The organism is Cellulomonas sp. Y8 (assembly GCF_008033115.1).
In the GTDB taxonomy this organism is placed as follows: Bacteria; Actinomycetota; Actinomycetes; order Actinomycetales; family Cellulomonadaceae; genus Cellulomonas.
Window position 1 is genome coordinate 538,241 of the sequence record NZ_CP041203.1, and the last position, 12,862, is coordinate 551,102.

The 12,862-nt window shown below is 76.0% G+C and carries 9 protein-coding genes; 3 read left to right on the forward strand and 6 right to left on the reverse strand.

The features are described 5' to 3' along the window. Window positions 1-113 precede the first annotated feature (113 nt). Together FKM96_RS02450 and ileS are read right to left on the reverse strand one after the other, a co-directional pair. On the reverse strand, window positions 114-1,505 hold the full coding sequence (locus tag FKM96_RS02450) for a folylpolyglutamate synthase/dihydrofolate synthase family protein (protein WP_147793895.1): 1,392 nt from the start codon (window positions 1,503-1,505) through the stop codon (window positions 114-116). Then, window positions 1,505-4,822 (reverse strand): isoleucine--tRNA ligase, encoded by a 3,318-nt coding sequence (gene ileS / locus FKM96_RS02455; RefSeq protein ID WP_147793896.1) that lies wholly within the window; start codon window positions 4,820-4,822, stop codon window positions 1,505-1,507. Before ileS ends, FKM96_RS02450 begins: the two co-directional genes overlap by 1 nt. A 548-nt stretch (window positions 4,823-5,370) precedes the next feature. On the opposite strand from ileS, the gene FKM96_RS02460 reads away from it, so the two are divergent. Genes FKM96_RS02460 through FKM96_RS02470 form a run of 3 tightly spaced genes read left to right on the forward strand, consistent with a single transcriptional unit; the run spans window position 5,371 to window position 8,854 of the window. Then, window positions 5,371-6,063 carry a hypothetical protein gene (locus FKM96_RS02460; RefSeq protein ID WP_246855160.1) on the forward strand — a complete coding sequence of 231 codons (693 nt, stop codon included), beginning with the start codon at window positions 5,371-5,373 and terminating at the stop codon, window positions 6,061-6,063. A gap of 59 nt (window positions 6,064-6,122) precedes the next feature. Continuing rightward, window positions 6,123-8,195, forward strand: a complete 2,073-nt coding sequence (locus FKM96_RS02465; RefSeq protein ID WP_147793897.1) for a histidine kinase — start codon at window positions 6,123-6,125, stop codon at window positions 8,193-8,195. Continuing rightward, on the forward strand, window positions 8,192-8,854 hold the full coding sequence (locus tag FKM96_RS02470; protein WP_147793898.1) for a response regulator transcription factor: 663 nt from the start codon (window positions 8,192-8,194) through the stop codon (window positions 8,852-8,854). Before FKM96_RS02465 ends, FKM96_RS02470 begins: the two co-directional genes overlap by 4 nt. A 104-nt stretch (window positions 8,855-8,958) precedes the next feature. On the opposite strand, the gene FKM96_RS02475 is transcribed toward FKM96_RS02470, so the two are convergent. Genes FKM96_RS02475 through dnaG form a run of 4 tightly spaced genes read right to left on the reverse strand, consistent with a single transcriptional unit; the run spans window position 8,959 to window position 12,806 of the window. Continuing rightward, window positions 8,959-9,381 carry a hypothetical protein gene (locus tag FKM96_RS02475; protein WP_147793899.1) on the reverse strand — a complete coding sequence of 141 codons (423 nt, stop codon included), beginning with the start codon at window positions 9,379-9,381 and terminating at the stop codon, window positions 8,959-8,961. Window positions 9,382-9,406: 25 nt separating this feature from the next. After that, window positions 9,407-9,913: a phosphoribosyltransferase gene (locus FKM96_RS02480; RefSeq protein ID WP_147793900.1), complete on the reverse strand. Its 507-nt coding sequence runs from the start codon at window positions 9,911-9,913 to the stop codon at window positions 9,407-9,409. A 48-nt stretch (window positions 9,914-9,961) separates the two neighbouring features. Next, a complete protein-coding gene (locus FKM96_RS02485; protein WP_147793901.1) occupies window positions 9,962-10,489 on the reverse strand; it encodes a DinB family protein in 528 nt (175 codons plus the stop codon). Window positions 10,490-10,544: 55 nt separating this feature from the next. Continuing rightward, window positions 10,545-12,806: a DNA primase gene (gene dnaG / locus FKM96_RS02490; protein WP_147793902.1), complete on the reverse strand. Its 2,262-nt coding sequence runs from the start codon at window positions 12,804-12,806 to the stop codon at window positions 10,545-10,547. Between the last annotated feature and the right edge of the window lie 56 nt (window positions 12,807-12,862).

Consider the following 12,862-nt stretch of genomic DNA (forward strand, 5'->3'; position numbering starts at 1 on the left):
GACCGCGGCGCCCTCGCCGCGACAGTGCTCACACTCGCCGCGCTGGTCGCGGGCCGTCAAGGGCACGGTGTGCGGCGGGGGTGCACGTTCGTGCACCGCCCGCCGCGGGCCCGTCAGGCGCGGCCGGTGAGCACCCGCGCCTCGGCCACCAGGTAGATCGACCCGGTCACGAGGACGGCCGCGCCGCGCTCCACCTCGCGCTCCGCGAGGTCGGCCGCCAGGGTCACGGCCTCGTCGAGCCGCTCGCGGACGTGGACCCGGTCCTCGCCGAACACGTCGACCGCGATCTCGGCCAGGTCGTCGACCTCCATCGCCCGCGGGTTCGACGCCCGCGTCACGACGACCTCGGCCAGGTACGGCTCCAGCACCGCGAGGATCGCCTCGGGGTCCTTGTCCGCCATCGCCCCGACCACCCCGACGATCCGCTGGAACGCGAACGCCTCCTCGACCGCCGCGACCAGCGCCTCCGCGCCCGCGGGGTTGTGCGCCCCGTCGACGAGGACGGTCGGGCTGGACCGGACCAGCTCCAGGCGGCCCGGCGAGTCGACGTCGGCGAACGCCGCCTCCACCACCGACCCGTCCAGCGCGCCGCCGCCCGCGATCAGCGCCTCGACGGCCGCGAGCGCCGCGAGTGCGTTGTGCGCCTGGTGCTCGCCGTGCAGCGGCAGGAACACGTCCGTGTAGACGCCGCCGGTGCCGCGCAGCGTGAGCAGCTGCCCGCCGACCGCGACCTGCCGGTCCACCACGTCGATGTCGACGCCCTCGCGGACCACCCGCGCCCCGTGCTCGGCCGCGGCGTGCAGGATGACGCCCTCGGCGTCCTCCTGCTGCGTCGACAGCACGAGGGTGGCGCCGTCCTTGACGATCCCCGACTTCTCCCCCGCGATCTCGACGAGGGTGTGCCCGAGCCAGCGCTCGTGGTCGTAGGCGACCGGCGTGATGACCGCGACCTCGCCGTCGGCGACGTTCGTGGCGTCCCAGCGACCGCCCATGCCGACCTCGACCACCGCGACGTCCACCGGGGCGTCCGCGAAGGCCGCGAACGCCATGACCGTGAACACCTCGAAGAAGCTCAGCCGGGGCCGACCGGCCTCCTGCTCCTTGACGTCGACCATGTGCACGTACGGCGCGACGTCCTGCCAGGTGGCCACGAACGCCTCGTCGGAGATCGGCTCCCCGTCGATCGCGATGCGCTCGGTCACCCGGTGCAGGTGCGGGCTGGTGAACCGGCCGGTGCGCAGCCCGTGCTCGCGCACCAGCCGCTCGACCATGCGCGCGGTCGACGTCTTGCCGTTCGTGCCCGTGAGGTGCACGACCCGGTACGCCTTCTGCGGGTCGCCGAGCAGCTCGCACACCGCCGCGACCCGGTCCAGGGTCGGGTCGATGTCGTGCTCGGGCGCCCGTTCGAGGATGCCGGCGTACACCTCGTCCGCGGCGCGGCGGGCGGCTGCGGCGGCCTCGTCGCGCTGGTGGTCCGCTCCCCCGCGGCCCTTCGCGGCGGCCATCAGGCGGCCACCCGCTCGACGCCGACGGTGAGCTCGGAGCCGTCGGTGTCCTCGACGACCACCTCCGTCGCCAGCGTCTCCCGCGCGATGAACTCCCGGTGCGCGTCGACCGCCGCGCGGTGCTCCGCCGGGACGCCCAGCGTCAGCCGGATCCGGTCGGTGACCACGAGGTCGGCCGCCTTGCGGGCGTCCTGCACCGCACGGACCACGTCGCGGGCGTAGCCCTCGGCGAGCAGCGCCTCGTCCAGCGCCAGGTCGAGCACCACGAACCCGCCCGAGGGCAGGACGCCCGCGGCCAGCGTCGGGGCCTCGCCCTCGGCCGTCGTGACGTCGATCGTGGTCGTCAGCTCGTACTCGGACGGCTGCATCGGGACGTCGCCGTCGTCGGTGCGCACGACCACCGTGCCCTCGGCGTCCGTCGACCAGTCCCCGGCCTTCGCGGCGCGGATCACCGCCTGGACGCCGCGGCCCAGGCGCGGGCCCGCGGCGCGGGCGTTCACCGCGAGGTTGCTCCGGACCGCGACGCCGCCGGCGGCGGCCTCCTCGACCGTCGAGAGCGCGACGTGCTTGACGTTGAGCTCGGCCGCGAGCAGGTCCGCGAACGGCGCCAGCGCCCCGGGCGTCGCCGTGGCGACCCGCAGCTCGTTCAGCGGCTGGCGGACGCGCAGGCCGTTGGCCTTGCGCAGCGCCAGCGCCGCCGACACCGCCTCCCGCACGCCGTCGACCGCGGCGACCAGGTCGTCGTCGGCCGCGAGCGCCAGGTCGTCCGCCGAGCCGTCGCCCAGGGTGGGCCAGTCGGTCAGGTGCACCGAGCGGTCGCCGGTCAGGCCGCGCCACACCTCCTCGGAGAGCAGCGGGGCCAGCGGCGCCATGACGCGGGTCAGCGTCTCGAGCGACGTCCACAGCGTGTCGAACGCCGCCTGGTCCTCGGACCAGAACCGGTCGCGCTGCGTGCGGACGTACCAGTTGGTCAGCAGGTCCAGGTGCACGCGGACGGTCTCGCAGGCGCCCGGCACGTCGTACGCGTCGAGCTGCGCGGTGACGGTCTCGACCAGCTTCCGGGTCCGGGCCAGCACGTACCGGTCCATGGTGGTGACCGGGGTGCCGGGCGTGACCCGGCCGGCGGTGAGACCGGTCCCGTCGTTCGCCGCGTTGGCGTACAGCGCGAAGAAGTACCAGGTGCTCCACAGCGGGAGCAGCACCTGGCGGACCTCCGAGCGGATGCCCTCCTCGGTGACGACCAGGTTGCCGCCCCGCAGGATCGGCGACGCCATGAGGAACCAGCGCATCGCGTCCGAGCCGTCGCGGTCGAACACCTCGTTGACGTCCGGGTAGTTCCGCAGCGACTTGCTCATCTTGCGGCCGTCCGAGCCCAGCACGATGCCGTGCGAGACGGACGTGCGGAACGCCGGGCGGTCGAACAGCGCCGTCGCCAGCACGTGCAGCAGGTAGAACCAGCCGCGGGTCTGCCCGATGTACTCGGTGATGAAGTCGCCCGGGTAGTGGTGCTCGAACCAGTCGGCGTTCTCGAACGGGTAGTGCACCTGGGCGAACGGCATCGACCCGGAGTCGAACCACACGTCCAGCACGTCCGGGATCCGGCGCATGGTCGAGCGCCCGGTCGGGTCGTCCGGGTTCGGGCGGGTCAGCTCGTCGATGAACGGCCGGTGCAGGTCGGGCTCGCCGGCGTCGTTCAGCGGCAGCCGGCCGAAGTCGGCCTCCAGCTCGGCGAACGAGCCGTAGACGTCGATGCGCGGGTGCGCCGGGTCGTCGCTCACCCACACCGGGATCGGCGTGCCCCAGTACCGGTTGCGGGACACCGACCAGTCGCGCGCGTTCGCGAGCCAGTTGCCGAACTGCCCGTCCTGGATGTGCTCCGGCACCCAGGAGATGTCCTGGTTCAGCTCGACCATCCGGTCGCGGAACGCCGTGACCTTCACGAACCAGGACGACACGGCCTTGTAGATCAGCGGGTTCCGGCACCGCCAGCAGTGCGGGTAGGAGTGCACGTAGGACGCCTGGCGCAGCAGCCGGCCGTCGGCGCGCAGCCGCTGGGTGATCGGCTTGTTGGCCTCGAAGACCTGCTGGCCCTCGAAGTCGGGCACGAGGGACGTGAACTTCCCGCCCTCGTCGACGCTCAGCACCGTCGGGATGCCGACCGCCTCGCAGGTCTCCTGGTCGACCTCGCCGTACGCCGGGGCCTGGTGCACCACGCCGGTGCCGTCCTCGGTCGTGACGTAGTCGGCGAGCAGGATCTGGAAGCCGTGCTCGGCCATGCCCTGCTGGTCCGCCAGGTAGTCGAACAGCCGCTCGTACCGGACTCCGGCCAGGTCGGCGCCGCGCACCTCGCGGGTCACAGCGGCCAGGGCGTCCTCGGCGGAGTCGTAGCCGAGGTCCTTGGCGTAGCCCCTGACGAGGTCGCGGGCGAGGAGGAACTGCTCCGCCGTCGCGGAGGTGCCGTTCGGGCCGGCGGGGACCACCGCGTAGGTCACGTCGGGGCCGACCGCGAGCGCCGAGTTGGTCGGCAGGGTCCAGGGGGTCGTCGTCCAGGCGAGGGCGGCGACGCCGTCGAGCCCGAGCTCCTGCGCCCGGGGGCCGGTCAGCGGGAACGTGACCGTCACCGTCTGGTCCTGGACGTCCTTGTAGACGTCGTCGTCCATCCGCAGCTCGTGGTTCGACAGCGGCGTCTGGTCGTTCCAGCAGTACGGCAGCACGCGGTAGCCCTCGTACGCCCAGCCCTTGTCGTAGAGCTGCTTGAACGCCCAGATCACCGACTCCATGAACGTCGGGTCGAGCGTCTTGTAGTCGTGCTCGAAGTCGACCCACCGCGCCTGGCGCGTCACGTACACCTGCCACTCGTCGGTGTACCGCAGCACCGACGTCCGGCAGGCGTCGTTGAACGCCTTGATGCCCATCTCCTCGATCTGCGCCTTGTCGGTGATGCCGAGGATCCGCTCCGCCTCGAGCTCCGCCGGCAGGCCGTGCGTGTCCCAGCCGAACCGGCGCTCGACGCGGCGGCCCCGCTGCGTCTGGTACCGGCCGACGATGTCCTTGGCGTACCCGGTCAGCAGGTGGCCGTAGTGCGGCAGCCCGTTCGCGAACGGCGGGCCGTCGTAGAACACGAACTCGTTCGCGCCGTCGGTGCCGGCGTCACGCGCGTCGATCGACGCCTGGAACGTGCCGTCGGACTCCCAGTACGCGAGGACGTCCTTCTCCAGCGCCGGCAGGTCCGGGGACGCGGGCAGGCCGAACGACGCGCCGGGCGCGACGGGGGCGGCGTGCTTGCCGCTCGGGGTGCGGTGCAGCGGATAGGCCATGGCGGATGGCGCTCCTGGTGGTCGGCGGGCCCGGGGGCTCGCGGTGCGGTGGCGGATCCACGGGGACGACGCCCGCCCGGCTCTCGCCCGGTGCGCACCGCGGTACCACCCCGCTTGCCGATCGCCGGGTCCCGCCGGGGGCGGGGTCGGCGCGCGACCACTCTCTGCGACGGCTGTGACGGGCCTGCCCCGTCCGGTTCTACTGGGGGCGCCGGTGGTGCTGCCGCCCTGTTCTTCCGGAGGCTCCCCGGTGATGGCCGGATCGGTGCCTGTGCGCACGAGTGTAGCGAGGGCGGCCAGCGGGCCGCACCGGGATACCCCGCGGGTGGTCGGAGCGGGCCGGACGGCACGCCTACGCCTTCCGGCCTCGCCCACGCCGATGGGCGCAGGACGCGCCGGGAGGCGGAGGGCGCGCGCACGCGCACGCCGGCGCGCCCGCCCCGATCGCCCGGCGGCCCGGGCTCTCCGCCCTTCCGCCCGGGACGTGCCCCGGCCGAGCGTCGTGCCCGGCGGAGGCACCGGGCCTCCCCCTCACGAAAGGGCTGGACATGACCACGCACGACACCTCGCCCATGACGACCCCGGCGTCGGCCGCGGCCACCCGGGTGCGCCCCCAGCCGCGCGGCTGGGCGCTCGCCGGCATCGCCGCCGGGCTGACCGGCCTGGTCGGCATCCAGGCCTCGATGGCGCTCGGCGTGAACTGGGAGGAGACCGCTGGCGACGCGGACGCGATCATCGCGGACCTGTCCGGGCGCACCGCGACGCTGCTGCTGTTCCACACCGCGACGATCCTGTCGGCGCTGCTGGCCGTCGTCTTCGCCGCAGGCCTGTCGCGGCGGCTGTCCCAGCAGGCGCCTGCGGGGAGCCTGCTGCCGTCGGTCGCGTCCGGCGGGCTGCTGCTGGTGGCCGTCGCGGGGCTGCTCGGGTCCGGGCTCGACACCCAGTTCATGTTCGGCCTCGCCGACGTCGACCTGATCGTCCCGGAGTCGGGCGCGTTCTTCAGCGACTGGATCGCGACCATCCCGTGGCTGTGGGTCGGGGCGGGGCTGTCCGGGGTGGCGGTGGCGGTCGCGGCGCTCCGGCACGCGGCGGCGCCGCGCTGGCTCGGCTGGGTCGGTGCCGTGCTCGGCGGGCTCACGCTGCTGCTGGGCATCTCCCCGCTGCAGTACATGGCCGGGTTCACCGGGCCGCTCTGGCTGCTGGTGACCGCGATCGGGTTCGCGGTGGGCGACCGGCGGTGATCGTCGCCGTTGCGCCCGAACCCTCCCGTTCTGTGGTGGTCTGCCCCTACGGTGACGCCATGGACCGGGAGGGTTCGGGCGCGCGCGACCAGGGACGCGACGGGGTGCCCCGGGTGGCGCTCGCGATCGCCCTGGTCGCCTGGCTGCTCGCCGGGACCGCCGCCGTGCTGCACGTCGCCGCCGGGGGCGGGATGTCCGCCGGGGACCTGCTGTTCACCGCCGTCGACGTCACCGTGGCGGCCGTCTACGGCACCGTCGGCGCGGTCATCCTGTCCCGGCGGCGGCACCCCGTCGGCTGGCTGGTCGCGCTGACGGGCGTCGCAGGCGGGGTGTCGGCGGTCGGCGGCGCCTGGGGGGTGTTCGCGGCCACCCGGCCCGGCGCCCCCGCGCTCGACTGGCTGACGGGCGCCTTCGGCTGGGTGTGGGTGCCCGGCACCGTCGCGCTGTTCACCGTGGTGCCGTGGCTGGCCCGCGACCGGCGGCTCGGGCCGGTGGCCCGGGCCGGCGTCGCGCTGGGGACCGGCTCGGCCCTGCTGCTCACCGGGACCCGGCTGCTCGCGCCGATGTCGGACGCGCGGGGGGCGATCGCGCTGGTCGTGGTCGCCGGGCTGCTCACCGCGGCCGCGACGTGGTGGCGGTACCGCCGCGGGCCGGCGGCCGAGCGCCGCGGGCTGGGGCTGCTCGCCGTCGCGACCGCGATCATGGCGCTGTCGTTCGTGCCGCTGCTGCTGGCCGACCCCGGGCCTGCGGCGTTCCTCGCCGTGCCGGTGAGCCACCTGGTCTGCCAGGCGCTGTTCCCGGCCGCGCTGCTCGTGACCGTCCTGCGCAACCGCCTGTGGGGACTCGACCTGGCGATCAGCCGCGCGACGGTCGCGGCGCTGCTGACCCTGACCCTCGCCGGGGTGTACGCGATCGTCACGGCGGGGGTGTCGGCGCTCGTGGGCGCCACGACCCCCGGCGCGCAGGTGGCCGCGGCGGTCGGCGTCGTGCTGCTGCTCCAGCCCGTGCGGGGCTGGTTGCAGGTCCGGGTGCGCCGACTCGTCTACGGCGACGCGACCGACCCCGGGCGGGCCGCGCTGCGGCTGGGCCGGAGCCTGACGACGCCGGGCGGGTCCGCGGACCTCCTGGCCGGGCTGGCGGCGGGCGTCGGCGAGTCGCTCCGGCTGGAGTCCGTCCGCCTGGCGACCCGGGGCGCCGACCCGGTCGCCGCCTCCTGGGGGTCGCCCACCTCCGAGCCGGTCCGCGTGCCGGTCGAGCGCGCCGGCGACGTCGTCGGCGACCTGGCCGTCACCGCCCCGCCCGGCGAGCGGCTGGACGCCCGGAGCCGCACCGCCCTCGACCAGCTCGCTCCCGTCGTCGCGGCCGGGCTGGCGCTCGCGACCGGCGCCCGGGACCTGGAACGCGCCCGGGACGCCACGACGTCGGCCCGGCTCCGCGAGCGCCGCGCGGTCCGGCGGGAGCTGCACGACGGGCTCGGCCCGTGGTTGTCGGGGATGCGCCTCGGACTGCAGGGAGCGGTCAACCTGCTCGACGGCGGCCGGCCCGACGACGTCGAGGCGGCGCGCGCCGCGCTGACCGCACTGCGTGACGAGGCCGAGCGGCGCGTCGAGGACGTCCGGGACCTCGCCCGTGGGCTGCTGCCGCCGGTGCTCGACGAGCAGGGCCTCGGGCCGGCGCTCGACGACCTGGCCCGGCGGCTCGGGCGCGAGGGGTTCGCGGTCGAGGTCGCGGGCGACGACCCCGGCGCGCTCGATCCCGTCGTGGCGGCCGCGGCGTACGGGGTCCTGAGCGAGGCCGCGCGCAACGCGCAGCGGCACTCCGGGGCCGCCGGCTGCCGGATCGTCGTACGCCGGTCCGCGGACCTGCTGGACGTGCGGTGCACGGACGCGGGGCGCGGACCGGGACCCGCCGCCGGGTCCGCGCGGCCGGGCGACGCCGTCGGCGTGGGCACCCGCTCGATGCGGGAGCGGACGGAGGAGCTGGGCGGTCGGCTCGAGGTGGCCGAGTCGGCGCCGGGGACGGTCGTGCGTGCGGTGCTGCCGCTGGTGCCGGGGGCGCCGGTGCCGGGGGCGGGCGGGGTGGGCGCCGGGGTGGGCGCCGGATCCGACGCCGCCGAGGCGGTGCCGACGTGACGGTGCGGGTCGCGCTCGTGGACGACCACCCCGTGTTCCGGATCGGCATGGCGGCGCTGCTGGGGTCCCTCGCGGGTGTCGAGGTCGTCGGGACGGCGGCCGGGGCCGCGGAAGCGCGGGCGCTCCTGACCGGCGACGGCGCTCCCGGTGCGGACGTCGTCGTCATGGACCTCGACCTCGGCGACGGGTCGGGGATCGACGTCACGCGGGAGGTCGTCGCCGCGCGGCCGGGGACCGCCGTGCTCGTCATGAGCATGCACGAGGACGACGACGCCGTGGTCGCCGCCGTCCGGGCGGGGGCACGCGGGTACCTGGTGAAGTCCGCGCCGCCCGAGCAGGTCGAGCGCGCGGTCCGCGCCGTCGCCGCCGGGGAGATGATCCTCGGGCCGACGGTGGCGGAGCGGGCGATGGCCTACGTCCTCGGCGGGCGCTCGGCCGTCCGGGTGCCGTTCCCGCGGCTGACCGACCGCGAGCGCGAGGTGCTCGACCTGGTCGCCGGCGGGCACGACAACGTGGTCATCGCGCGGCGGCTGGGGCTGTCGGCGAAGACGGTCCGGAACCACGTGGCGAACGTGCTGACCAAGCTGGAGGTGCCGGACCGGTCGGCGGCGATCGTGCGGGCGCGGGCCGAGGGCCTGGGCGGCGCGGCGGCGGGCTGAGACACGGTGCCCCGGCCTGATCCCCACCCGATCGTCACGCCGCACCCCGATCGATCGGGTGGCTGCGCGACGATCGGGTGGGGTTCGGCGCGCAGCCCCCGGGGCTACGTCCCGCAGGCCTCGTCGAACAGCGCCACCGCCCGGGCGTCCCCGGCGAGCAGCGCCGCCGCGTGACCCTCCTCCTCGACGAGCGTCGGGTAGCCCCAGACCGCGACGACCGGCTCGCCCCAGAGCGTCCGGTGTCCGGCCCGCGCCCCGGAGTCGAGGGCGAACACCCAGCCCGCGGGCACGACGGTCGAGACGCCCGCGAACAGCTCCGCGGGCACGAACGCCGGGCCGCCCCAGTCGTCGCGCACCAGCACGCTCAGGTGGTCGGCGAGCGCCAGGACCCCCGCCGCCTCGTACGTGCGTCCGGGCGTCACCGCGTACGCAGACGCCTCGCTGGTGCCGCGTGGTCGGCGGCCCGCGGGGAGGAACGCGCCGCGGGCCGCCACGCAGCGCAGCCGCAGCACGGACGGGCCCCGCACGCGGCCGCCCCCGCCGACCGCGCCGTCAGTCCGTGACCGGCGGCTGCGCCGACCAGGGGAACGTGATCCACCGGTCCGTCCGACGCCACACGAAGTCCGGCGCGACGATCGAGTGCGACTTCGCGTACAGCACCGCGGTGCGCGCCTCCTCGCAGTGCTCGGCGACGAGCCGCTGCACCAGCGCCAGGGTCTCCCCCGTGTCCGCCACGTCGTCGACGACGAGCGCCCGGCGGCCGACCAGCGCCGCGTTGTCGAGCAGCGGGGGCAGCACGACGGGCTCGGGCAGCCGGGCGTCGATGCCCGTGTAGAACTCGACGTTCAGCGTGCCGCAGGCCTTGAGGCCCAGCGCGTAGGACAGGGCGCCGGCGGGCAGCAGGCCGCCCCTGGCGACCGCCACCACGACGTCGGGCTCGAAGCCGGAGGCCACCACCGCGCGGGCCAGGTCGCGCGCCGCCTCGCCGAACTCGTCCCAGCCCAGGATCTCGCGCTCGTCGGGCAGGTCCTGGCCGGGTGCGGCCTCCGCAGTCGTCATGCCGGCCAGGCTAGCGGCCGGACGTGTGCGCCAGGTTGCGCGGGGCTGTCAGGACCCGGTGACGGCGGCCGCGTGCTCCACGATCCGCCGGACGTCGTGCAGGTGGTGCAGGGCGTCGTGGGCGTTGTTCCGGGCGACGTCTTCGGCGCGCTGCGGCCCGCGGGTGGCGTGGTCGAGGACGACTCCCTCCGCGAGCGCCGCGGACACGGCGTCGACCCAGCCCGGCACGACGCGCCGCAGGGCCAGCAGCGACGCCCCGACGGTCGCGTGCGCGTAGTCCCGCGCCGCCGCGAGGGCGTCCGGGTCGTAGCCGGCCGTGGTCGTGCGGCCGTCGCAGCGCGCGGCGTCCAGGCGGTACGCCCAGGTCTCGAGGTTGTCGGCGACGTGCCGGACGTACGCGGCGGTCGACCAGCCGAGGTCCGGGTGCCGCAGGGGCTCCGGCGCCCCGACGAGGACCGCCGCGAACCGTCCCGGCACCTCGGACACGGCGTGCACCGCCTCCTCCGGGGTGCGGACCCAGGTGTAGCCGCACCCGGTGCACGGCTCCCCGTACAGCGCGGCGCCCCACAGCTCCATCCCGGCACCGTACCGCCGGGGCGCGCAGAGACGGTCCGGGCGGCGGCCGGGTGGCTCAGGCGCTCTCGCGCAGGGCCCGCCGGCGGGTCTCGTGCTCGAACAGCTCGCGCGCGAGGTCGCGGTACCCGTCCGGGTCGGCCTGCGCGTCCATCCGCTGCAGGCGTCCCCGCAGGTCGGCGATGTGCCGGGTGAGCTCCATCTCGACCAGCGCCATCACCAGCCCGCGCGCGTAGCCGGGCAGCCGGTCGGGACGGTCCTCGGGGAGCGGCGCGACGGCGAGCCGGGTGATCAGGCCCTCGACCGGCGACGCGGCCTCCTCGCGGACGGCCTCCACCCAGCCGACGGCCCCGCCCGGTCCCTGGGCGGCGACCCTGGCGCGCGCGGCGGCGGCCCCGCCCGCGGCGCGGATCGCGGCGTGCACGGCCCGGTACGCGGGCGCGCTGAACGCCTCGGGCGGCAGGTCGTCGAACTCCGGCGGCACGGCGTCCGGCATCTGCAGGACGGCCTCGAGCGCGCGCCGCTCGGTCGCGGTGACCGGGTCGCGCGGGTCGGGCATCGCCATCTGGGGCGCGGGCAGCGGGGTCGCGGCGTCGCCGGCCCGGTGGAGGTCGCGCGGGGGCGCGTCGTCGTACGGCTCCGGCGGCGGCTCGTCGAACCGCTGCCCGTAGCCCTGGCCCGGGTTGGACGGGCCGCGCCCGCCGCCCTGGCCGAACCGGTCGCCCCCGCGCCGGTCGTCCCAGCGCCCGCCGCCGCCGCGCGACCCGCCGCCCTGGCCACCGCCGGGTCGTCCGCCGCCCTTGCCGCCGCGCCCGCCGTCCCGGCGCCAGCCGCCCTCCTCCGGGCCCGGGGGCACGAACGCCGTCCGGCCGGCGTCGCTGCCGTAGCCGCCGCCCTGGCCGTAGCCCGAGGACGGAGCCCCCCGCCCGGCGTCCCGGCCGCCCGACGAGGACCGCCCGCCGCGCGAGGCCTGCTGGACCGCGCGCTGCACGGTCTCGATGTCCATGCCGAGCCAGCCCGCGAGCATGCGGGTGTACTCGGGGCGCAGCGCGGCGTCCCGGATGCCGCCGGGGATCGGGGCGGCGGCGCGCAGCGCGGCCACCCGGCCCTCGGCGGTGTGCAGGTCGAACCCGTCGAGCGTGGTCCGGATGACGAACTGGAACAGCGGCTGCCGCGCCTTCACCAGCGCGCGCACCGCGTCAGGTCCCTGGGCCTGGCGCAGGTCGCACGGGTCCATGCCGCCGTCGGCCACGGCCACGAACGTCTGGGCGCTGAACGCCTGGTCCTCGCCGAACGCGCGCATCGCGGCCTTCTGCCCGGCGGAGTCGCCGTCGAAGGTGAACACGACCTCGCCGCCGACCGACTCCCCCGACGCCAGCTGGATGCCGGAGCCGGCCCCGCCCGCGCCCATGAGCCGCCGCACGATGCGCGCGTGGTCCGAGCCGAACGCCGTGCCGCAGGTCGCGACCGCGGTCCCGACGCCGGACAGGTGCATGGCCATGACGTCGGTGTAGCCCTCGACGACGACGACCTGCTTGTTCTTCGCGATCTCGCGCTTGGCCAGGTCGATGCCGTAGAGCACCTGGGACTTCTTGTAGAGCGGGGTCTCCGGGGTGTTCAGGTACTTCGGGCCCTGGTCGTCCTCGTAGAGCCGGCGGGCGCCGAACCCGACCGTGTCGCCGGTGACCTCGCGGATCGGCCACACCAGGCGGCCGCGGAACCGGTCGTACAGCCCGCGGTTGCCCTGGCTCATCAGGCCGCTGGCGGTGAGCTCGGCCTCGGTGAACGAGCGCCCGCGCAGGTGCCGCAGCAGGTGGTCCCAGCCCTGGGGCGCGTACCCGATGCCGAACTGCTCGGCGGCCGCGCGGTCGAACCCGCGCTCCGCGAGGAACTGCCGCGCGGTCGCACCCTCCGGCGAGAGCAGCTGCTCGGCGAAGTACTCGGCCGCGACCCGGTGCGCCTCCAGCAGCCGCTGCCGCTTGCCGGGCTCGTGCCCGGGGCGCGGCCCGCCGCCCTCCTCGTACCGCAGCGTGACGCCGGCGCGGCCGGCCAGATACTCGACCGCCTCGGTGAAGGGCAGGCCGTCGATCTTCTGGATGAAGTCGATGACGTCGCCGCCCTCGCCGCACCCGAAGCAGTGGTACAGCCCGACCTGCGGGCGGACGTGGAACGACGGCGACTTCTCGTCGTGGAACGGGCACAGGCCCTTCATCGAGCCGACGCCTGCGGTCTTGAGGCTGACGTGCTCGCCGACCACGTCCTCGATCCGCGCACGCTCGCGGACCGCCTCCACGTCCTCCCGCCGGATCCGTCCCGCCACGGTGACGATCCTAGGTCCCGCCGGAGGTGCACCCTCTCCCCGCTCCCCCCGCTGCG

Coding starts and splice junctions, on each gene's coding strand:
- FKM96_RS02465 (WP_147793897.1), top strand. CDS start 6,123: ATGGACCGGGAGGGTTCGGGCGCGCGCGACCAGGGACGCGACGGGGTG.
- FKM96_RS02480 (WP_147793900.1), bottom strand. CDS start 9,913: ATGACGACTGCGGAGGCCGCACCCGGCCAGGACCTGCCCGACGAGCGC.
- ileS (WP_147793896.1), bottom strand. CDS start 4,822: ATGGCCTATCCGCTGCACCGCACCCCGAGCGGCAAGCACGCCGCCCCC.
- FKM96_RS02485 (WP_147793901.1), bottom strand. CDS start 10,489: ATGGAGCTGTGGGGCGCCGCGCTGTACGGGGAGCCGTGCACCGGGTGC.
- FKM96_RS02450 (WP_147793895.1), bottom strand. CDS start 1,505: ATGGCCGCCGCGAAGGGCCGCGGGGGAGCGGACCACCAGCGCGACGAG.
- FKM96_RS02460 (WP_246855160.1), top strand. CDS start 5,371: ATGACCACGCACGACACCTCGCCCATGACGACCCCGGCGTCGGCCGCG.